Origin of the sequence: Nostoc sp. UHCC 0870 (genome assembly GCF_022063185.1) — a bacterium.
In the GTDB taxonomy this organism is placed as follows: domain Bacteria; phylum Cyanobacteriota; class Cyanobacteriia; order Cyanobacteriales; family Nostocaceae; genus Trichormus.
In genome coordinates this window covers 83,137-104,451 of the sequence record NZ_CP091913.1, presented here as the reverse complement: position 1 = coordinate 104,451, position 21,315 = coordinate 83,137, and the positions used below count along the sequence as shown (strand labels likewise).

At 41.5% G+C, this 21,315-nt stretch carries 17 protein-coding genes and 1 other RNA gene; 10 read left to right on the top strand and 8 right to left on the bottom strand.

The window, feature by feature from the left end:
- Positions 1-38 precede the first annotated feature (38 nt).
- Together L6494_RS00420 and L6494_RS00415 are read right to left on the bottom strand one after the other, a co-directional pair.
- Positions 39-1,118, bottom strand: coding sequence for a HaeII family restriction endonuclease (locus L6494_RS00420; RefSeq protein WP_237990933.1), 1,080 nt, complete (start codon positions 1,116-1,118; stop codon positions 39-41).
- Positions 1,119-1,120: 2 nt separating this feature from the next.
- Entirely contained in the window at positions 1,121-2,164 is a 1,044-nt protein-coding gene (locus L6494_RS00415; RefSeq protein ID WP_237990932.1) for a DNA cytosine methyltransferase, read from the bottom strand.
- Between the two features lie 426 nt (positions 2,165-2,590).
- Between L6494_RS00415 and L6494_RS00410 the strand changes: the two genes are divergently transcribed.
- Complete coding sequence (locus L6494_RS00410; RefSeq protein ID WP_237990931.1) at positions 2,591-4,792, top strand: lytic transglycosylase domain-containing protein; 2,202 nt, start codon at positions 2,591-2,593, stop codon at positions 4,790-4,792.
- Between the two features lie 116 nt (positions 4,793-4,908).
- Here the strand turns inward: L6494_RS00410 and L6494_RS00405 are convergent, their stop codons facing one another.
- Together L6494_RS00405 and L6494_RS00400 are read right to left on the bottom strand one after the other, a co-directional pair.
- Complete coding sequence (locus L6494_RS00405; RefSeq protein WP_237990930.1) at positions 4,909-5,580, bottom strand: general stress protein; 672 nt, start codon at positions 5,578-5,580, stop codon at positions 4,909-4,911.
- A 188-nt stretch (positions 5,581-5,768) separates the two neighbouring features.
- Positions 5,769-6,557 (bottom strand): DUF1868 domain-containing protein, encoded by a 789-nt coding sequence (locus tag L6494_RS00400; protein WP_237990929.1) that lies wholly within the window; start codon positions 6,555-6,557, stop codon positions 5,769-5,771.
- Positions 6,558-6,689: 132 nt separating this feature from the next.
- Between L6494_RS00400 and holA the strand changes: the two genes are divergently transcribed.
- Together holA and L6494_RS00390 are read left to right on the top strand one after the other, a co-directional pair.
- Entirely contained in the window at positions 6,690-7,679 is a 990-nt protein-coding gene (gene holA / locus L6494_RS00395) for a DNA polymerase III subunit delta (protein ID WP_237990928.1), read from the top strand.
- A 235-nt stretch (positions 7,680-7,914) separates the two neighbouring features.
- Positions 7,915-8,325, top strand: a complete 411-nt coding sequence (locus tag L6494_RS00390; protein ID WP_237990927.1) for a DUF4168 domain-containing protein — start codon at positions 7,915-7,917, stop codon at positions 8,323-8,325.
- Between the two features lie 159 nt (positions 8,326-8,484).
- Here L6494_RS00390 and L6494_RS00385 read toward each other — a convergent pair whose 3' ends face one another.
- Entirely contained in the window at positions 8,485-12,672 is a 4,188-nt protein-coding gene (locus tag L6494_RS00385) for a hybrid sensor histidine kinase/response regulator (protein ID WP_237990926.1), read from the bottom strand.
- Positions 12,673-12,877: 205 nt separating this feature from the next.
- Here L6494_RS00385 and ffs point away from each other — a divergent pair.
- The 4 genes from ffs (at position 12,878) to queF (ending at position 14,469) form a co-directional block, all read left to right on the top strand.
- An RNA gene (gene ffs, locus L6494_RS00380) (signal recognition particle sRNA small type) lies at positions 12,878-12,974 on the top strand.
- A gap of 26 nt (positions 12,975-13,000) precedes the next feature.
- On the top strand, positions 13,001-13,381 hold the full coding sequence (locus tag L6494_RS00375; RefSeq protein WP_237990925.1) for a phasin family protein: 381 nt from the start codon (positions 13,001-13,003) through the stop codon (positions 13,379-13,381).
- 206 nt (positions 13,382-13,587) lie between these two features.
- Entirely contained in the window at positions 13,588-13,980 is a 393-nt protein-coding gene (locus tag L6494_RS00370) for a hypothetical protein (RefSeq protein ID WP_237990924.1), read from the top strand.
- Between the two features lie 78 nt (positions 13,981-14,058).
- Positions 14,059-14,469: a preQ(1) synthase gene (queF, locus tag L6494_RS00365; protein ID WP_237990923.1), complete on the top strand. Its 411-nt coding sequence runs from the start codon at positions 14,059-14,061 to the stop codon at positions 14,467-14,469.
- Positions 14,470-14,531: 62 nt separating this feature from the next.
- Here the strand turns inward: queF and L6494_RS00360 are convergent, their stop codons facing one another.
- The 3 genes from L6494_RS00360 to L6494_RS00350 all read right to left on the bottom strand — a co-directional run bounded on the left by L6494_RS00360 (position 14,532) and on the right by L6494_RS00350 (position 18,631).
- On the bottom strand, positions 14,532-15,911 hold the full coding sequence (locus tag L6494_RS00360) for a cytochrome c biogenesis protein (RefSeq protein WP_237990922.1): 1,380 nt from the start codon (positions 15,909-15,911) through the stop codon (positions 14,532-14,534).
- 3 nt (positions 15,912-15,914) lie between these two features.
- Positions 15,915-16,655, bottom strand: a complete 741-nt coding sequence (locus L6494_RS00355; protein WP_237990921.1) for a cytochrome c biogenesis protein CcdA — start codon at positions 16,653-16,655, stop codon at positions 15,915-15,917.
- Between the two features lie 302 nt (positions 16,656-16,957).
- On the bottom strand, positions 16,958-18,631 hold the full coding sequence (locus L6494_RS00350) for a glycosyltransferase family 39 protein (RefSeq protein WP_237990920.1): 1,674 nt from the start codon (positions 18,629-18,631) through the stop codon (positions 16,958-16,960).
- Positions 18,632-18,901: 270 nt separating this feature from the next.
- Between L6494_RS00350 and L6494_RS00345 the strand changes: the two genes are divergently transcribed.
- The 3 genes from L6494_RS00345 to L6494_RS00335 all read left to right on the top strand — a co-directional run bounded on the left by L6494_RS00345 (position 18,902) and on the right by L6494_RS00335 (position 21,162).
- Positions 18,902-19,726 carry a PhzF family phenazine biosynthesis protein gene (locus L6494_RS00345; protein WP_237996318.1) on the top strand — a complete coding sequence of 275 codons (825 nt, stop codon included), beginning with the start codon at positions 18,902-18,904 and terminating at the stop codon, positions 19,724-19,726.
- A 243-nt stretch (positions 19,727-19,969) separates the two neighbouring features.
- Positions 19,970-20,425, top strand: a complete 456-nt coding sequence (locus tag L6494_RS00340) for a DUF4332 domain-containing protein (RefSeq protein WP_237990919.1) — start codon at positions 19,970-19,972, stop codon at positions 20,423-20,425.
- Between the two features lie 260 nt (positions 20,426-20,685).
- Complete coding sequence (locus L6494_RS00335; RefSeq protein ID WP_237990918.1) at positions 20,686-21,162, top strand: hydrogenase maturation protease; 477 nt, start codon at positions 20,686-20,688, stop codon at positions 21,160-21,162.
- The last annotated feature ends 153 nt before the right edge of the window (positions 21,163-21,315 follow it).

Here is a 21,315-nt window from a genome sequence, read left to right as displayed (position 1 = left end):
CAATCAAAAATGAGGACTGTGAATATTGTGTATTTATGCTAGGCTCTGACATCAATTTCTGTCACCCAAATTTTGTCAACAGGTATTGAAAGATACTCACGTTCTTCTAAGAAATCCACAATAGTGTTAGCTTGTGGAAACTCTGATTTGAAGCTATTTCCTAGACGCTCAATTAGAGGATTCGCCAGTTGTTCGCTAAACTTGCCACGTAAGCAACGTTCATACCAATCAATCAACTCGGACTCGCACACAATGCCGCGCACACGCAAGCCCCAACTGATCTGCTGGGTGACAACTTTGATTACTTCTGCGTCAGCATCACGACATACAATTACAATGTTGTCACTTTCTACTTGGTCAATAATGGTTTGAGCCAATTTGTTATCAAGTGTCAGGTGTTTGACTTGAATTGCCGGTCCGAAATTAGCCCACATATCCAAACCTCTATCTGCGGCATTAGTGACACCCACACGATACACATGAGCAGGAAATTCCCAACTTTCTTTTCCTGCTTCCAGACCAATCAGAACGCGCGTCAAATCAGAGAACTCGGCAAGCAATTCTTTGTTTTTGGGGGGAATACTGACTTTGATAGTTGTGCCAAGAGCAACCACAATTGTTTCAAAGAGGCTATAAGTGACAATTTCATAAGCTTTGTCAATGCTTCGTCTAATACCTTTTTGTTTGATAAATTTGTCAAGTAAAACACTCAATTGAAAATCTTTTGGGGATTTACTCTCCACAAAAGCGATGATGCTGGCAACAGTTTTTTGTCTTTCATTAAATCGTAAGTAGATATAACGCTCCACACCGCCTTGAGTGCGCTTGTTTTCAGTGTCAAGAACTGTGAGCAGTTCAGGATACATGGCGGTAAAATTCCACACATCATGTTGGTATCTCGCTGAGGATGTGGAAACTTTGCCCAATAAGCACCTTGTCACTTCATCGCGCCAACGAACTGAAGGATTTTGGTATGTGTTTGTGTCTAGAATGTTGATATCACCTTTTAGCCGTGAGCGTCTCAGCACTTCAGCAATTTGAATTGGCTTATAAAGGTCAACCCGTCCCTTGTTGATTATGCTGTCTAACCGTTCTTTTGCATCTTCAACTGTCGGCATATTCATGCTCCACTAGCTGTATATATGCTGGCAGGAGGCTCAAGCATCAAACTCAATTCTCTGTTTGTATGAGATTTGAATGCTTTAGATTCGGTGACAGTTTTTGCCATTACATCTAGAACCGAGCGGATAACAGCCACAACACAAGGAACAGCCACAGCATTACCAGCTTGCTTTCGTAATGCTTGATAATTGCCAACTATTTTGTAGGAATCGGGGAAGCCTTGAAGTCGCAACATTTCGCGTTCTGTCAGTCTTCTTTCACCATTGACTAAGAGGTAATTATAGGATGCGCCTGCTCTCAAAGCGCAGGAATAGGGATATGCACTAATATTCCCGCCTTTGTTTTCATGCCAGATAGTCATCTCGCTATACTGTTGCTTACCCTTTCGTTTTTCTATACGGCTATTCCTGATTTTTTCGGAAGCATAATAAAAATCCGGTACGTTATCTGCCAAAATTTGCAAAAGCGGCTTCATCGGAACACCACCTTCAGGCCAAAGGAAATTAACTGGATTTCGGAAGCCAACAATAAAAATACGTTCGCGCTTCTGCGGTACACCAAAATCCAGCGCGTTAAGAATGCGATAGTCAGTATAGTATCCTAAACTGCTAAGAGTCTCTATGATTCGCCTGAGTGTTTGACCTTGATTATGTCCCTTTAGCTGTTTGACATTCTCAAGGATAAAGGCTTGAGGCTGTTTCGCTTGCAATATACGGGCTATTTCAAAAAATAAAGTACCCCGTATATCATCAAAACCTTTCATGTCTCCGCATATACTGAAGGGTTGGCACGGAAAACCTGCAAACAAAATATCATGTTCAGGAATGTCTTGAGTATCTATTTTCGTAATGTCACCTGCGGGTTTTTCGGCGAAATTTGCTGCGTATGCTTTTTGAGCATCAGGATCTATGTCACTTGAAAAAACGCAGACGGGTTCAAAATTTCGCTCTTGGCAAACAATTTCTGCTGCAATACGAAACCCGCCAATCCCACAAAACAAGTCTAGAAATTTGAGAGTGGCTTTTTTTTCGGGATGCTGCATCTGTTTAGCATTGACTGGACGTTGGCAAATGATTATCTGTTGATAATTATCGGTTATATATCAACTTTTGATGGAATTAGTTTATGGCAGTAGTTGAAAGTTTAACTTGGTTAGTGAAGAAAGCAGGATAATAGACCTCTTGCAAAAATCTGAAAATGGGATGTGTCATTGAGATGTTTCGCTTCGCTCAACATGACAGTTTCCGCATTTATGCAAGAGGTATAATGAAGCGTTTTTAACCTTTATCGCTTTGCGCGACGTTCGGTTATCGCCATCACTGACCAACTAAAAATAAAAACAACGTTAACATCGATAATCTGACAGATTTTTCCTAAAATGAGAAATCTCTAGTGAAGAGGTGATTACACTCATGGCAATGAATGCTAGAGTTTCAGGAAATTCATCGGCACTGTTCAGCGAGTATCCATGCTGAAGAAACTACAACAAAAACCAATTCCTCTAATTGCTGGCGCAGCACTGTTTGCCTTTTCTGCTGGGGCGATGGTATCAGCACCGCAGATTGGCAAATCTTTGGGGCAATGGCTGAATCTGTCGTCAAATCAGACAGAGCAGCTATCTGATGCTAGCAAAGCCAATTCATCTGTGTTCCCACTAATATCACAATCTGTACCAGAACGATCGCCAAAGTTAGCAGAAATTTCACAAAATGGTCGTTCACCAGACAGAGAAAGGGCGCGTTACCTGTTGGCGAGTGATTATATAGATACCAAACAAGGGCAAAAAGCTCTAGAACTGCTGACAGGACTAGAGAAAGATTATCCTGTCCTCGCGCCTTATATCTTGCTCAAACAAGCCCAAGCTCAGGATCTTTTAAATAAGGATGGTAAGGCTTCCGATTTAAGGCGACAGGTATTAAAACAATATCCCCAGGAAGCGGCGGTAGTCAAAGCTAAGTATCTGATTGCTCAACCAAAGCTACATGATTTAGCGATCGCTCAATTTCCTTCTAATCCTCTCACCTGGGAAATTATTAGGAAGCGGCTGCAAGAGAATCCCAATCAGCCCCAATTGCAGTTAATCTTGGCTAAATATGCCTATAACCAGCCGGGGATAGTAGGGGTATTAGATCAACTAGTCAAACAGCCGAATCTCAAACCAGCAGACTGGGAAACCATTGGCACAGCATACTGGGACAATAATCAATTTACCAAAGCGGCTGCTGCTTATGCCAAGGCCCCTAAAACTGCCCGTAACCTCTACCGGACAGCGCGGGGATTGCAAGTAGGCGGCAAAGATCGAGAAAAAGCGATCGCCACTTATAATCAACTAGCACAGCAATTCCCAGAAGCCAGGGAAACGGGTATGGGCTTATTGCGTCTGGCGGAGATGGCTAATCCTAAAAAGAATGCTCTACCCTATCTTGACCGAGTAATTGTTAAATTCCCAGAGCAAGCCAGTCAAGCTGTAGTTAAAAAAGCCGAAATTTTTCAAGGACTTAATGATACTAAATCAGCTCAACAGGCTTGGCAACAACTCATAACTCAGCACAGTAAATCTGAGGAGGCGGCAGAATACCGTTGGAAGATTGCCGAAGAAAAAGCCAAAGCTAGAGATTATGCCACAGCTTGGAAATGGGCTACACCAATTGTCACCGAAAACCCAAACAGTATTTTAGCTCCCAGAGCCGGTTTTTGGGTGGGTAAATGGGCAAATAACCTAGGCAAAGAACAAGAAGCAAAAACAGCTTATGAGTATGTGCTTAGTAACTTTCCTTACTCTTACTATGCCTGGCGATCGGCGAATATGTTGGGGTTGAATGTGGGTGACTTTAAAAATGTCCGTCAACTCCAACCAGAAGTAGTTCCCCATCAACGTCCTATTCCACCTGCTGGTTCGGACAGCTTTAAAGAATTGTATCTGTTGGGACAAGACCGGGATGCTTGGTTGCAATGGGAAACAGAATATGTTAATAAACAGCAGCCTACAATCCCAGAGCAATTTACAGAAGGCTTGATGCGTCTTGCACGGGGTGAAAATCTCTCAGGTATTAACCTCATTTCTAAATTAGAAGACCGGGAAACGCCAGAAGAACAAGCCCAATATCAGGAATTTAGCAAACAGATTACCTACTGGCAAGCTCGATATCCCTTTCCTTACCTGCGAGAAATCGAGAAATGGTCATCTGAACGGCAACTTAATCCTTTACTGGTGACAGCCTTGATGCGCCAGGAGTCACGGTTTGAGTCGAAAATTAAATCTGTGGCTGGTGCAACTGGCTTAATGCAGGTGATGCCAGATACTGGTAAATGGATAGCTTCTAAAATTAAGGTAGATAACAAGACCCTTGATTTAGAAAATCCCAACGACAATATCATGCTGGGAACATGGTATTTAGATTATACCCATGAGCGGTATAACAATAATTCCATGTTAGCGATCGCTAGTTACAATGCTGGCCCCGGCAATGTTTCCCGATGGTTGCAAACTATACCAAATCAAGATCCAGATGAGTTTGTGGAAGCCATCCCTTTTGGTGAAACCAAAAATTATGTCCGGCAAGTATTTGGTAACTATTGGAATTATCTGAGACTGTATAATCCTGAAATTTCCAAGTTAGTAGCTAAATACTCAACGCAGCATCCCAGGCTACCGACGGCTGGGGAATAGGGAAAGGGCAATGGGGACTAGGTTGGTTTTTTTCAGCAAGCCCTACTTACCTTAAAAACCCCAGTTTCTTAGAGAAACTGGGGTTTTTGACTATTTTTGCCGATGAAATTAAATTGCTAATAGCGATCGCGCTGATCAATAATTTCTACTGCATCATTGTCGGGTAATGTTCCAGGATATGTGTCTGTTTCTCCCACAGTAGCTGTAGTAGCTGTAGGTGCTACGTCGGTACTATAACCACGAATATCACTAATATTATCTACTCTCCAATTACGAATGCCGCGATCGCTAAAAATTCTGCCAGCACGTTCAATTTCTGCTTCTGTACCCTCAATGATCACCAAATATTCGCCTTGAGAAACGCGATCGCTATAATTTCTTGCCTCTTCTTCCGGGATACCTAAACCAGTCAATGCTCCCACGATACTGCCAGCAGCCGCACCAATACCCGCACCTGCTAAGGTAGTGGCGATCGTCCCTGCGGCTAGAAACGGCCCTACTCCGGGGATTAATAAAGCTTCTAAACCTACAAGTAAGCCACCAAGACCACCCAAGACAGTCCCTGTAGTTGCACCAATACCAGCACCTTCTTGAGCTTCTGTATCACCACGATCTTTTACACGGTTTCCAGCTATTTGCTCGTTGCGCTCTGTATCTTTTGCCAATATAGAAACCCGATCCATTGAGAAACCAGAGTTTTTCAACTCATTTAATGCTCGTTCAGCTTCTTGTTTGTTTCTAAATGTGCCAATTGCACGTTGATATTGTTGAGATTTCTGAGATACCATTTTGCTACTTGCATATTAATTCTACTTCTCAGTCTCGCTGTTGCTACTCATTTCTTCATCAATCTATGGGTTTAGCTGGCAATATATCTTTAGTTAAGCTTCCGTGTAGGGGTGAAAGGAAGACAAGGGATAATTTTGATCATCCCAATCCCCAGTCCCCAGTCCCCAATCCCCAATCCCCAATCCCCTTAAAACTCTAAACTAGGCCAGTCTGATTCCCGATAGTAACGGGTCATATCGTCGAATTTCCGTAGTTCGACACGATGAATGGATATTTCTGGCATATTAAACATCCAGTTTTCATTTAACTCAGAAAATGATTTAGCAAGTTTTATTCGCTCTAAATCCGGGGAAATATCCCCGAAATAGCCTAAAGTTACATGGGCTGTAAAGTGATAATGTTGTTCAACTCCCAAAGCAATTAACTTGGAATTTTGATAAATTGTGCGGCGGAATTTCAAAATCTGTTCGTAGCAACTTTCATTTTTAGGTACTAGACACACACCTATAGCTCTGGGCATGATTACTAGTCCTAACATTTGCCAGGCGATCGCCCGACTCTCTTGTGTCAGGGATTCTTGATATTGCTGAAATGTTTCTGCGATGCAAGAGTGTAATTGTTGGTCAAATTCGGGATTTTTCTCGTAAGCATGACGATAAGCACTGTCCCAAATCAAATCTGCTAAGGTCAAGTGGAAACTCCCAGGAGGCAGAGGGACAATTAAATCTTTATTTCCCGGTAACTGCAAAATTTCCTGTTGATACCCTTGTAATGTGGCGTAGAAATCAACGTTTGCTGAGTCTTCCGCCGCCGTTGGGGTAATCAGAGTATAGCCAGGAAAAGGTACTGCGGCTCTAGATTCCCCAGATGGCTGAAATTTATAAGATTCCTGAATATGCTGTACTTGGGATCTATAAGCTTCTGGTAGCGTCATTCTCGCTACCCGATTTAGATAAGTTTGGTAGTTGTCGTCCAATCTTCGTTGCCTCGCGCTCTCACTTGATTGATTTTAGGGAAAATTTAGATTAAAGAGTAGGGGTGTAGGGGTGTAAGGGTATAGGGGTGTAAGGGACAATACTAATTAATATAAGTTATTCCCCAATACCTAATGACTATTTACTTTTACTGGGGTGAGGATGATTTTGCCATAGATAAGGCCGTGGCGATATTACGCGATCGCATCCTTGATCCTCTGTGGACTAGTTTTAACTATACTGGTTTTCTTCCCGATCAAAGTGATGCAGCGATCGCGGCGTTAAATCAAGTTATGACTCCACCCTTTGGTGCTGGCGGGCGTTTGGTATGGCTGATAAACACTACTATTTGTCAGCAGTGTCCTGAGAATATGTTGGCAGAACTGACGCGGACTTTGCCAGTAATTCCTGACAATTCATATTTATTACTTACTTCCCGTAACAAACCAGACGAACGTCTAAAATCCACGAAATTAATCAAAAAATACGCTACTGAGTTCCGAGAGTTTCCCCTGATTCCACCGTGGAAGACCGAGTTACTCATACAAGCTGTTAACCAAGCTGCTCAAATAGTTGGCGTAAAACTGACTGCGAAATCTGCGGAAGTTTTAGCGGAAGCGGTAGGTAATGATACACGGCTACTTTACAATGAAATAGAAAAATTACGTCTTTATGCTGAGGGTAGCCATCAACCTGTAGATGTAGATACTGTCACTCTTTTAGTGAGGAATACTACTCAAAATAGCCTGCAACTTGCCGCAGCGATTAGAACAGGTGACACAGTTAAAGCTTTAACCGTTTTAGGTGATCTCGTCAATGCTGCCGAGCCAGAGTTACGGATTATTGCTACCCTTGTAGGTCAATTTCGTACTTGGTTATGGGTGAAGTTGATGCTGGAAAGTGGTGAACGAAATCCCCAGGCGATCGCTCAAGCTGCTGAAGTCGGCAATCCTAAGCGCATCTACTTTTTACAACAAGAAGTGCAATCTCTGGCTTTACGGCAACTAATTTCTTGTTTACCCCTACTACTAGAGTTGGAGTTTATTTTCAAAAAAGGCTCTGGAGATGTATCTGTCCTTCAAACTAAAGTCATAGAACTCTGTCTAGTCTGTCGGCGGAGTTAACAAGAAATTATCCTATAGTCATGCTAAATCATTCAAGAGAGACAAGAAACTAGGGTTCTGAAGTCCCCCAATCTTCAAAATTAAATAAAATTGCTATAGGAGCAATCAAAGTTTTCTGGAACTTATTACTTCTAAAATAATTCAACGTCATTTAAATACTCCTTGCCGTGGTTCTGTGTCACATCCTATGAAGACTATTAATAATTTGTTTTTCCAAACGAGTATGCACAAGAGGATGACTCATAACTTCTTGTTTGGACTGATAACTACAACTACTTTGGTTTTGAGTACATTTAGTTTAAAAGCTAATGCTCAAAATCTCTCTGTTAATAAAAACGAAATTACGAGCTACGCTCAAGCTTTGTTAGCAATGGAGCCTGCTCGTCAACAAGCTTTTGGAGAAATTAAAAGAATAGTTGGCAGTGGAAATATTCCTAAAATAGTTTGTCATGAACCTAATAGTATGAATAGTTTGCCTAATAGGGCTAGAGATATTGCCGTTAATTACTGTAAACAGTCCCAGGAAATTGTGGAAAATTATGGACTGTCTATTGATAGGTTTAATAGAATCACAATGGAAATTCCTAACAATAGGAACTTAAAACAACAAATTTATGAGACTTTAGTCCAGCTGCAAAAGAAATAGTAACTGGGCATAATCAGTCACTGTTCACTGTTCACTGATTTAGCCACCCGTTACAACACGTAATTTCGTTAGCGGAGCGGGGCGTTAGCCCATTGCGAATTGCGAATTGCGAATTGCGAATTGCGAATTGCGAATTGCGAATTGATTTAATCCCCTGCCTTATTTATTTCTGTCAATCAGACTGGCGACAACTGTGGCTAACTCAATCGGCTCAATTGGTTTGGGTAAATGTAGCTGATACCCTTCTTGGATGGCGCGGGTGCGATCGTCGGCTCTAGCGTAGGCTGTAAGTGCGGCGGCGGGAATTTTGCCTCCTTTTTCTGGAGGCAGCGATCGCAGTTTACGGATTAAGGCGTATCCGTCTTCGTTGGGCATACCGATGTCACTGACTAAAACATCTGGTTGCCACTGGTTAATCATCTCTAATGCTGCTTGTACAGAATCAACTGCTTGGACTTCTGCTTGACACTGTTCTAATACTGTGCTTGCAAAATTACGCGAATCGGCTTCATCGTCTACTACTAGTACCCGCACGCCTGACAGTGAGGGACACATGGGCAATGGAGAAGCATTTGCTGCTGATTGATTGACTGGTTCTGTCAGGGTTAATTTACTCACGGCTAGAAGTGGTAACTTGACTGTAAAGGTAGCTCCTTGTTGTTCTCCGGGGCTGTATACGTGGACTGTACCACCATGTAATTCTACTAAATGTCTAACAATAGCTAAACCTAAACCTAATCCACCGTGGGATCTGGTACTGGAACTGTCAGCTTGGCGAAAGCGATCAAACACGTAGGGTAGGAAGCTAGAGTTAATCCCAATACCTGTATCTATGACTTGGATCTGGACATAGGCTGTTTTCGTTTCGTGTTCACTACCCTCAACTTTTGAGAGCCTGACTTCTACTTTGCCGGATGTGGGTGTAAATTTGATAGCATTTGCTAACAAATTCCAAATAATTTGCTGTAATCGCTCAGAATCGCCGGAAATGAGGAATTGTGTGTTTTCTGGGGACTGAGGAAATAAGGAAAATTGCAAGTCAATTTCTTTGGCTTGAGCGGCTATTTTGATATTTTCAATCGCTGATTCGATGATAGGAACGAGATTACAAGTATAAACATTAAGGTGCAACTTACCGCGAATCATCCGTGAGATATCTAGCAAGTCTTCAATTAACTGGGTTTGAGCTTTGGCGTTACGCTCGATGGTTTCTAAGCCTTTAGCGGTTTGAGTTTCACTGAGTTGGCGAGTCCGCAGCAGCTGAGACCAACCGAGGATAGCATTGAGGGGCGATCGCAATTCATGGGAAAGTATAGCCAAAAACTCATCTTTCATGCGATTGGCGGCTGTTAGCTGTTCAGTTTGCTGCTGTAAAGAAGTAATTAATTGGGTACGTTCCATTGCGATCGCAATTTGATCACAAACCGCTTTCATCATACCCTTTTGATTTTCGGTGAAAGCATTACGAGTGCGGCTACCAAAACCCAAAGTCCCTAAAATTTTCCCCTGGGCTATCAATGGAGAACAATAATAGGCTGTGAGTCCAATGGAGCGTACTAATTCTGTTTTGGAATCAGTTGATTGCTGTACATTCTCGACATAAATTGATTGACATTGTTGAGCAACAACACCACATACAGCTTGCCCTAGGGACAAATACCCAATTTCTTGGGCTAGTTCCTCGGAAATCCCTTTATGGGAAGCTAAACGCATTCCCTGGGAATTTTCCTCCATTAAATAGTTAAAGTAAGTATCCAGACCTATCTGTTCTGCCAGTTTGTGAAAGCAACTATCGATTAATGCCAATGGTTCTTGGCTAGATAGTAATTCATTAGCGGTACTAAATAATAATTGCAGCCTTTTATAGCCCAGTGACAGGGCTTTTTCAGCTTGCTTGAGCTTGGTAATATCTTGAAATACTAATACACAGGTAGCGGGATAGCCGTGCAAGGCTGGTAGAGTATCGGCAAATACCAGGATAGATAGGATACCGTTGGGGGTATGCCAGTCTAGTTCATACCCCTCTAAACGTTCTCCACGGGCAACCTTTACCCCTGGCATTTGGTCGTTGGGAATTTGATTCCCATCAGCATCTGTGCAGTAGTAAGCTGTGTGATAGTCTGCGCCTGGTATACCCCTGGGAAATTCACCTCCAGCTAATTCATCAGCAGCTCGATTGGCAAATATGACCCGTGCTGTTCCTGGCTCAATAAATAATAGTGGTCGAGGCATCAGGTTTAAGACATATTCCAACCACTGTTGCTGATTTCTGAGTAATTCTTCAGCTTGCTTGCGTTCTGTAATATCCAAAAACGCGCCGATAGCTCCTCTGGTGTTACCTTCTTCGTCAAAAAGTGGGGCAACGTACTCTAATAAGTTGACAATATTACCATTGTCGTGAATGATATCAACTTCAAAATCTAAAACTTCTACCCCATGAGCCGCAGCATATTGCATGGGCAGTTCTTCTGGTAAAAGTTCTCTACCTCCGCGATAAACTTTAAACTGTGTTGGTTTTTCTTCAATGGGAGCGGTTAAAGAAGCATTAACATCTGGCGATATTCCTAGTTGTTTGGCCAAGGCGGGGTTAACTTTGATATTTTGGCATAGGGCATCTTCTGCTATGCCAATACCAATAGGAATCACTTCTAGTAATGTTTGTAACTCGGCAACGCGACGCTGTAAATCCTTGTTGAGTTGCAGGATTTTTTCTTGTGATTGCTTCTGCTCGGTGATATTGCGAGTTACCGTAGCTAAGGCAATGGGTTCTCCAGTGTTGTGATCTTTAATGGTAAAAACATGATAATCAACTGGGATGGCTTGGCTAGTTTGAAAGTGCCGAAAAAAGAATTCGCCATGCCAATCACCTTTGGTAATTACAGTCGGCAGAATCTGATCTAGAAAATAAGCCTGGTCTTGAGGCATGACATAATCTGATACTACCTTTTGCTTAACTTCCTCTAGATTTCTGAGTCCTACTAATTTTTGACCGGCATTGTTGAGGTAAAATGACTCACCTTCTAGGGTAGCTAAACCAATAAAGTCATTACTATTTTCGATTAGAGATACTAATTTTTGTTGTTCGGCTTGTGCTTGTTTGCTCTCTCTCAAGTCGAAGATAAAGGCGACTGCTTCTTCTTTGGTTTCTCCTGTCAGTACATAACCTACTAACACGGGAATGCGACTACCATCCTTGTGAATATATTCTTTTTCGTAGGGCGTACAAGCACCTTTAGGGTTAGCTTTGGCTTCGGCGATGCTTTGCTCATCTAAGTGAAGATACTCTGGTGGTGTGATGTCTCGCCAACTTAACTTTCCTGCCAGTAAATCCTCTTGGGAATAACCAATCATTTCTAGGAAGGCGTTGTTAGCTTTTTCTATTCCGCCATAAACGTCACTAAATATGATCCCGATGAGGTTAGCATCTACAAAACTCCTGAGTTTTTCTTCATAGACTTTAACTGTTTTTTCGGCGCGATCGCGTTGTTGGCTGAGGAGTTCAATAATTACCGCACTTTGCCAAATTACAATGGCAAAAATTACAATTAAAACAACGGCAAATACTGATACAGCATAGGCTGTCCCGTATTTTCCTGCCCTTTGTCCTTCGACGATTAACCATCCTAGAATTACGGGAAATGCGATCGCAGCTACTAATAAGCGTCGTGTAATTGAGCCGCCATAACTATCGCTGATCACTATTTTCATCAGTCCCTGTTCAGCTCGCCCCCATAAAATCCCTACACACAGAACTATCAGTAATAATGCTGTATAAAATCCCATAGATGGGATAGTAGAAGTCGGGCTGTAAAAAAATTTCACTCTATATACACAACCTATCACCACCTGTAGAGAAATTACAGCTACCATCAGAGTGAAAATTTGAGCATACCAATAGCTGCGTTTATTCGTGGGATGAACTAGCAACTGTAGAGCTAAACTTAGTAAGATGAAACTTATAGATGTATTCCACCCCATGCCTCCCTGGTGCTGTGTTATCTGCTGTAAAAAATCATCAATCCCCAGATTCCAGCCTAATAAATATTTACTCAGGGTGAGAGATGCGATCGCACCGACAGCTACAGCACAGATTCTAGATAAGTAACTAAACTTTCGTCGCCTCATTCCAACCAACAGCCACAGGGAAATACCTGATAAAAAAAAGCATAATGCTGTATCTGGTTGTATTGTCGCTTCAATACCTAAGAAGCTACCCTGAAGAATTTTAATTTTTAAGTAGGAAATAATTAATATCAAACCGCCAACTACAATAGCGATCGCACTTGCAACTTTGGCAACGATGGAATTATGTATATCTTGTGGTCGCAAGCGGCTGACTCCTAACATTGAGATTTATGTAACCGCATCTATCTAATGTTGGATGTTTTGATTTTACATATATTTTGGCATCCTTATACATATTACTTTCATCTGATCAATCTACATCTATCTTTATAGGTATTTTAGAATTTAAAAATTACAACCGATACAAATGGAAAATCGTAGCAGAATAATACTCACTTACTGAATATTGATGTTATACTGTTGTTTAGACCTGGATCTATGCGACTGCAACGCCTAAATTTTGTCAGGACCGGAAGGTAGCAGCAACACAGGATGCTTGTAGTAGGCGTAGTCTCCGGGTCGCCCTATTTTGTAGGAGCGATCAGCAGCAATGCCTGGTTTTGGAGATTTAGTTCAAAAAGCTTTTTACCTTGGTGTCGGTTTGGCTTCTTACGCTGGTGAGAAAGCCGGAGGCAAGTTATCTGAACTGCGATCGCAAGTCCAAAAGCTGGCAGATGAAATGGTGGCGAAGGGCGAAATGAACACCGAGGAAGCCCGCCGCTTTGTGGAAGACATGATGAGACAAGCTCAACAGCCACAACCACCTGCTGACACTGCCGAAAAGTCACCACCTTCTGAACCTCGTCGCATCGAAATTTTAGAGGAAGACGAAGAACCCACGGTGAAAAAGGAATCGACTGAAAACGTAGATAAATTACGCCAACAAGTGCTAAACCTGCAAGAAGAGTTAAAGAAGTTGCAAAACGAGTAAGGTACTAGTGAGTGCTGAGTTCCGAGTGCTGATTTCTGTTAGCGGTAGCGCGGCTAACAGCACTATTTTGCAGCTAGTACAGTAAAACTTTGGTGGAATGTCTCGTCCAGAAGAATCTATAATATACATTACCTAGGGTGTACTCTAGTGCTTCCAGCCAAGTAGCACTAAGCGTCCTGTAGAAAGGCATTAAGGGCGTAACATTTATGGAACAGTGGCAAAAAGATTTGATCGAAATCGTGGAAACAGTGGCTGATGAAGTAGAACGCTTCTTCCTAGGAATGAGTGAAATGGTAGATACTTTTTTTGAGGTAACAGAAGAGATTTCCGAACAAGTACAAAACTCAATTGCTACTGAAGTTGATCAGTATTTACAGGATATAGCTGAACCAATTTTCGATGCTTATTGGGAATTGGAAGAACTCGTAGTTGATGCTGACCCTGGTTTTCCTTATTCTGTTGAACCTTCAGTTGAACAAAACCCTGCTTGCGTCGGTTGTCAAAATTACCACGGTCATGTGTATGGGGGTAATTTGTTAGTTTGTGGAATGCACCCCCACGGCTGGGATGATGGGAGTTGTCCAGACTGGGATGGGTAGGAGTGGTAAGTGTTGCGAAGTGTTAAGTTAGTAATTATTCGGTTCTTCAGATTGCTAACATAGCCACCTTAGTAACTTATGAGTAATTTATCACCTGAAAATGTATCTCAGTCTAGCCAAGAAATGAAGTATGGCGAACGTATCATTGCGGAAGGACAGCTAATTACATTCCCTAACCCGCGTGTGGGTAGACGCTATGACGTTAATATTAGTTTGCCAGAATTTACCTGTAAGTGTCCATTTTCCGGCTATCCTGATTTTGCCACCATTCATATTACCTACGTTCCTGATGAGCGGGTGGTGGAGTTAAAGGCACTGAAGCTTTATATTAACAGTTACCGCGATCGCTACATTTCCCACGAAGAATCTGCTAATCAAATTCTTGATGATTTTGTCGCAGCTTGTGACCCTTTAGAAGTCACGGTGAAAGCTGATTTTACTCCCCGTGGTAATGTTCACACTGTGGTAGAAGTGCGTCATCAAAAATAATTCAATCAATCTATAACCCCGTTTTTGCAAGAAAAAGCGGGGTTATTAAATCTATTAAACACTTATTTGGCGACTGGAATTAGCTGGGAATCAGAACTCACAGTATCTAAAATTTCCAAAACTTCTCTTTCAAAAGCTACTTGAGCGCGATTAGTCTTACCACCAATATACAAGCGATCGCCTGTTTCTAATGCCCAAATTTGGGAATGAGAAAAATAACTCATCACTGTACCCAGCATCAAAATAGCAAACCCAGTATAAACAATCGGTATACCTGGGTCGGCTTTAATTTGCAACCCTGTGCTACCAACTACATCTAAAACTTTCAGGGTGACACCATTGACTTGGGTAGACATACCAGCGCGGACAGTATCAACTAACTTACCTTGAGAATCATAAATTAACACCATCCCCTGCAAGTCTTTTGCTAATAGAGACACACCCTCACTCATATCTGGCTTCGTCGGAATCCAAGTTCCCCAAATGCGTCCCGGAACTTTAGTGTTTAATAGTCCCATTGGTAACTGAAAAATGGGGCTGTTGTTGATGCGGACGCGAACAGCCGAAATTCCCCAATCTGTTTGGTAGAAAGTTATGCCATGATAACGCAGAGGTTGGTTAACAAAAATCTTTTTGTGGTCAACTTCCTGTCCCTGATTATCCAAAACTGACATATCAGAATAAAATTGATCAATCCCACCAGTGGGAGTGTAATCAATCCAAAATCGATTGACGCGTACAGACCAATCTTTGGGAACTGGGGCGGCTAAAGGCCCAGCATCGATAATATTATTGACTTGAAATGTATCACCACTAGCAATCATTTCTTGAGCCATAAATCCCGTCATCGCCCCCCAGATTCCCCCTAGAAGAATCATGACGATGCCAATATGCACGATAATTGGGCCAATGCGCCCGACTATACCTTTACGGGCGTAGAGAATCCCATCTTTTTCTTGAAAGATTTTATAACGACGATTTTGTAATAAGGGAGTTAAAGATTTTACAGAACCAGTATCTAGTTCTGCACTTAAAGCGAGTTTTTGAAATTGTCGGGGTTCTTCGTAATATTTCCAGCGTTGAGCAGTTTTTAAGGTTGGTAACTGACGGGTAAATGTGCAAGCAGTCAGGCTAGTTCCAAATAAAACTAGTAAACTTAAAAACCACCAAGTCCGATAAACATGATCTAAGCCTACTACTTGGATGACCTTCCAAGTCAGAAAACCAAATAAAGCCGGGTGTTCTGGGTAATTGGCTTGATAGAATGCTGGTGATTGACCTTGCTCGATGACAGTTCCGCTTATACTGAACAGGGCGATGATTAATAATAGTGCGATCGCTAATCGTAAATCTGTCAGTACAGGTAAAAACTCTCGCCGCAAGTATTTTCCTGGTACTGACCACCAAGAGGATGCTGTAGACGCTGAATTATCTATAGTCATTGCTTACAAACTACCAAGGGGAATCCGAGAAATTAGAGAAAATACGCCAAATCCGACTAAAAGCACACCGCTAACTGGGTTAATCCAACCAGACCAGCGACGCAATTCTAGTAATTTTTTAATTGAAGCAGTAAAAGTACCCGCTAAAATTAATGGTGCGACATATCCGGCTGTGTAGGAAATTAACAACACAGCACCCAAAATTAAGTCCTGTGTATTCGCTACCCAACCTAAAAGACTGGCTAAAACAGGTGTGCTACAAGGGGATGCAACTAAGCCAAACGTCAACCCAACCCCATAGGAACGCACCCCAGGAGGTAAATCTTGGGAAATCCAATTGGTATCACCAAAAGAAGGTAATTGCAGAGGTAGGGCTTCTAGTAAGTTCAACCCCATGAGAATGGCGATAATGCTGACAATAATCGGCAAACCAATGCCTATTTGACCGTAAACTTTGCCCACCAAAGCGGCTATAATGCCTAAGCCGGCTAGAGTGGTCGCCAATCCCAAAGCAAACCATGTTGATTGGGCTGCTGCTTGGAGACGGCTTTTTGTTTCATATCCGCCGATGTAACCAATCGTAATTGGCAGCATGGACAGCATACAGGGTGTAAGGCTAGTTAGCAAACCTGCGGTAAAAATGATGCCAATACTCAGCAAACTCAGGTGTGTCAGTTGCTGAGAGACAAGGGTATTAGCAAATTGTTCTAGTTGGTAAAGTCGGGTTTGCAGATTCTCTAGCATGGGGTATTCGTGAGCGAGAAATGCTTAATCTGCTTGAATTGTAGCTTATTTTGGGGTGCTAAGTTGGAGTAAAGATAATGCGCCCCATCGTAGCTAAAACGTCCATCTAGCTAATAGGGCAAAAAAATTATGCTAAGAGACTTCCAGATAAAAAAATATCCAAACTGTAGGGTGCGTCAGTATGAATAATTTCTGAGTATAGTTAGGTTCTATCGCACTGACGCACCCTACCCAACCCAACCATCAATTGCGGATAATTTATTTTTTGGTGTTCCCTAACAACTGCTTGGGATGAGAAATTTTCACTTCAAAATTGGTATATTGCAAACACTGCAACGGTAAAGTTGATAGGGAATACCGATGCGGTAATGCTTATTAGTGTCGATTATACAAGTATTTCCAGACAAGATTAACTTTTGAGGATAATCTCTTCGCCTAATTCCAGGGGCAACTATCCATAAATTGAAATGCGATTTTATCGTTATTGACAGTTGTGAAATCTTTGTCCAGATAGCAGGTAAACTAGGAGATTTTTTTAAAGCAACAAAATTATCTGATTCAGATATTTGACTTCTAATTTTTTCAAGTGCCAAAGCAAAACTGAGTCCTAGAGCAACATCTTGATAGCTTTCATAGGTCACTACCAACATTAGAGGTAAAGACGGCTCTAAATTCATATTTAGGGCTACTTTTTCCGGCATAAATGGCTTTTGAAACACAAAATTATAAACAATAAAGGTACTACTTACCAAGCCAACAAATATAAAAACTAATGCCTGCTTTTTACTTTTTATATTTATTTTTTGACTGTGACAAATGCTAGCTGCAAGCAGAGAGCAAACACTAGGGTAGTAAATAAAACTATAACGGGGAACAGCAGTAATATCTTTACCTGATAAATAGGCTATAGCGAAGCATTGTAACAAAATAAAACTCGTAAAACTAATTAGTGTTAATGTCGGGAAGTAGGTTTTATCTTGTAGCAACAGTTGTTCTAAACCTTTAAAGATGATTAATCCTGCCCAAATAGCAAAAATCAACATTAATGATCCACAAATAATCATGATCATTAATGATTGACTTTCTAAAGGTAAAGATATAATCATTAACACCAGACTAATGATAGTGTGATAAAAAGGTGTAATAATGTTTGTATTTGGTAGCCAATTAGTTTCTGATCCTTGAGCATGATTAAGTGTTATCAGTACCCAAGGCATAAAACAAATAAAAACACTAATAGAAGATATAATTAAATATAATAAAATTCTGATTTTTTGAAATTCACTCCAGTATATTAATATTGATAAAGTAGCAATTTCAGCAATGAAAGCCAGAATAAAAAAGTAGTGGCTGTAAAAACCAAAAATACTAATAACTACCCATAAAAACCAACACCAGAATCTCACCCTACCCTGTAAAATATCTCGTTGAATCTCCATGATTAACAACAATGATAAGGTGATGAGAAACATAGGCAAGGTATAGTGACGCGCTTCTTGAGAAAGGTAAACTGCAAATGGAGATACTGCCATGAGTAATGCGGCAATAATTCCAGATGTTGGTGAAAAAGCGATACAATTGACACCATACATACCGACGATCGCAGCTATACCAAACAAAACTGGTAGCGATCGCAGTTTTGTTACCCAATCATTTCCTAAAAGTTGTATCGACTCCATCCAGCGATACATCCCACAAAAAAAAAGTGGGGGATGGGTAGACTGCGTAGCGATGTTGTTAGCAATTTGGATACAGCTAACCCCAGGCTGAAAAGTAAAAATATCTGGGATGCGGTTTAAGGTAAAAACTACATCCAACGGTAAATCATGATAATTTTTCCCTAAACTAAATATGGCAGTAATGACTTCATCCATCCACAGAGGTTTTAAATCCAAATGCCAAAAACGCAACACAGCACCAAGTGCGATCGCTCCTAATAAGCCAAGATAATTTAGATAACCTCTGCGGTTTGTCATGATACCCATATTAATCACTGCTGTCTCAGTTTTTTAACACATACCAGAAATTATAAGTGGTGGGTTGAAAACCCCGGACTAACAGCAACGTAGTTGCGTATTACGTGCTTTTCCCCAGGGGAGACGCTGCGCGAACAGACCGGGGATGAAAAAAACCACTTGAAAGTAAATCAGGGATTGGTGTAGCCAGGGTTTGAGCTATCTGGCACTGGTAGGATAAGATGCCCCTGATCAAAGAAAGCTTCGCTATATCTACGCAAATTAAGAATGATGAGACAAATTATTACCCAGGTTGATGCGTTTACCGAGAAACCCTTTGCAGGCAATCCCGCCGCCGTCTGTGTTTTAGCTGCTCCCCAATCTGACGAATGGATGCAGAATGTAGCCCAGGAAATGAATTTATCTGAGACGGCTTTTTTACTCAAGCAGGATGATGGTTTTAATCTGCGTTGGTTTACTCCTACAGTAGAAGTGCCGCTTTGTGGTCATGCAACCTTAGCTAGTAGTCATGTGCTGTGGTCTGAGGGGCATTTATCACCAGATGAAACCGCACGTTTTTACACCAAAAGTGGGTTACTGATTGCTAAACGACAAGGTGAATGGATTGAGTTAGATTTCCCAGTTATCCACTCTCAAGCAACTGTTGCGCCTCCAGGACTCAGCGAGGCGTTAGGAGTACCGTTAAAATCAATTGTGCAGAATTACTTGGGTTACTTGGTAGAAGTTGCATCTGAAGATTTGGTGCGGCAAATGCAGCCAAATTTTCAGCAAATGAAAACCTTGCCTATGGCTAATGTGATTGTGACTAGTCTGGCAAACTCTGATTCACAGTACGATTTTGTGTCTCGTTTCTTCGCGCCAGGATTAGGTATTAATGAAGACCCAGTAACAGGGGCTGCCCATTGTTGCTTGGCTTCATTTTGGCGCGATCGCCTAAACAAAGATCAATTCTTAGCATATCAAGCATCAAGTCGCGGTGGAGTAGTAAAAGTGACTTATACAGGAGGCGATAGTCTCCAACCAGCGATCGGTCATCGTGTTCTGTTAGCAGGTCAAGCTGTTACAGTCTTACGGGGAGAACTAATTAGTCAATAGTCAAGTACAAGTTTTGAATTTTGAATTGATTTGTCCCCAGTCCCTCATGAAAAAGTCAAAATAGTGAAGGCAACTTATCGTAAATTCAAGGGTTTAAGACCCCTACGTCTACACGTAGTATCAGTTGAGTTGAGGTTTAAATCCCCGACTCCAACTGTCTTTAATTTTGAATTTTGTTAGCGCAGCGTTAGCGAATCATTGAGCGTCATTTTGAATTTTGAATTGTTAAGTTTATTGATACAAATGTCTGCTAAACCAACAGGGACTAAAAACCCCAGTCCGATGCGATATTCTGACTGGCCGATTGAACAGTTGCCGGGATTGAGTCAAGAAGAACAATCTCAACTACAAAACTGCGGCATTAAAACTACAGTTGGACTAGTAAAACAGGGCAAAACTCTCCAAGCAAAGGTAGCTTTGGCAAATAAATTACAGGTTAACCTCCAGTATGTAAATAAATGGGTGGCTTTAGCTGATTTAGCTAGAATTCCTAGTGTGGGAACACAATATTGTGGTTTATTACTACACGCAGGCGTTGCTTCTGTGGCACAGTTAGCGCAGACTCCAACTCACAGATTACATAAACAGATTTTACGGTTGCAGGTGGCAACCATGCAGCGACGGGATTTGTGTCCACCAATTGAGCAAGTCCAACAATGGAGTCAGCAAGCGAGAATAGTTTTGAGTGCTGAGTGCTGAGTGCTGAGTGCTGAGTTTTGAGTTTTGAGTGGTTAGTTTTGAGTTTTGAGTTTTAAGTAATTAGTTTTGAGTTTTGAGTTGTTTTAGGGGTTACGTGTCAAGCATCTCTGGTTAGCAGGTAACTCCTATCCCTCACAACTTCCTCAAATTGTTGAGTTAATGTTTCAAATAGAACCAGTAAAGCTGAAGATGCTGATTAAATTTACTGTTTATAAAGAGTGCTGAATAAGTTAATTGTTTACGTCAGATAACTAAAAATTATGAAAAACTCTGTAATGGTGATTGGTTATGGTAACGACTTAAGGAGTGATGACGGTATTGGACAACGGATAGCAAATGAGATTGCTTCTTGGCATTTATCGTCTGTGGAATCCCTGGCAATTCACCAACTTACGCCGGATTTAGCTACTGCTTTAACCCGGACTGATTTAGTCATCTTTGTTGATGCTTGTTTACCTGTGGATGGCTGGGATGTACAAGTGCGATCGCTCTCACCGGCTTGTGATATTGATAACAGCGTTCATATAGGTGATCCGCGATCGCTGTTGGCTCTCACTCAAGCCCTTTACGGTCATTGTCCGACTGCTTGGTTGGTAACAATACCAGGCATGAATTTTGAAATTGGCGATCGCCTTTCCCGCATTGCCGAAGTTGGTAAAGCAGTTGCTTTGGTGAAAATAATTCAAATTTTGGACAAAGTAAAAAATTACTGGGTTGATTTTCAGGTATCCGCTTAGACAACCCAATCTGTAAAAATCTGTATCTTTATTAATCTCTATACTTTATAACCGGCCAACCACAACAAGATGTAGATATTGGCGAAGAAATTGTAACTTTCATCTTGAGTGACAAACGACTTACACCAGAAACATCTTATGCACTAGCACAAA

Excerpts from the sequence above, each read along its gene's own strand:
- L6494_RS00350 (WP_237990920.1), bottom strand. The coding sequence starts at position 18,631 with ATGACAAACCGCAGAGGTTATCTAAATTATCTTGGCTTATTAGGAGCG.
- L6494_RS00345 (WP_237996318.1), top strand. The coding sequence starts at position 18,902 with ATGAGACAAATTATTACCCAGGTTGATGCGTTTACCGAGAAACCCTTT.
- L6494_RS00410 (WP_237990931.1), top strand. The coding sequence starts at position 2,591 with ATGCTGAAGAAACTACAACAAAAACCAATTCCTCTAATTGCTGGCGCA.
- L6494_RS00355 (WP_237990921.1), bottom strand. The coding sequence starts at position 16,655 with ATGCTAGAGAATCTGCAAACCCGACTTTACCAACTAGAACAATTTGCT.
- L6494_RS00420 (WP_237990933.1), bottom strand. The coding sequence starts at position 1,118 with ATGCCGACAGTTGAAGATGCAAAAGAACGGTTAGACAGCATAATCAAC.
- L6494_RS00385 (WP_237990926.1), bottom strand. The coding sequence starts at position 12,672 with ATGTTAGGAGTCAGCCGCTTGCGACCACAAGATATACATAATTCCATC.
- L6494_RS00360 (WP_237990922.1), bottom strand. The coding sequence starts at position 15,911 with ATGACTATAGATAATTCAGCGTCTACAGCATCCTCTTGGTGGTCAGTA.
- queF (WP_237990923.1), top strand. The coding sequence starts at position 14,059 with ATGAGTAATTTATCACCTGAAAATGTATCTCAGTCTAGCCAAGAAATG.
- L6494_RS00375 (WP_237990925.1), top strand. The coding sequence starts at position 13,001 with ATGCCTGGTTTTGGAGATTTAGTTCAAAAAGCTTTTTACCTTGGTGTC.
- L6494_RS00370 (WP_237990924.1), top strand. The coding sequence starts at position 13,588 with ATGGAACAGTGGCAAAAAGATTTGATCGAAATCGTGGAAACAGTGGCT.
- L6494_RS00340 (WP_237990919.1), top strand. The coding sequence starts at position 19,970 with ATGTCTGCTAAACCAACAGGGACTAAAAACCCCAGTCCGATGCGATAT.
- L6494_RS00405 (WP_237990930.1), bottom strand. The coding sequence starts at position 5,580 with ATGGTATCTCAGAAATCTCAACAATATCAACGTGCAATTGGCACATTT.
- holA (WP_237990928.1), top strand. The coding sequence starts at position 6,690 with ATGACTATTTACTTTTACTGGGGTGAGGATGATTTTGCCATAGATAAG.
- L6494_RS00415 (WP_237990932.1), bottom strand. The coding sequence starts at position 2,164 with ATGCAGCATCCCGAAAAAAAAGCCACTCTCAAATTTCTAGACTTGTTT.
- L6494_RS00335 (WP_237990918.1), top strand. The coding sequence starts at position 20,686 with ATGAAAAACTCTGTAATGGTGATTGGTTATGGTAACGACTTAAGGAGT.
- L6494_RS00390 (WP_237990927.1), top strand. The coding sequence starts at position 7,915 with ATGACTCATAACTTCTTGTTTGGACTGATAACTACAACTACTTTGGTT.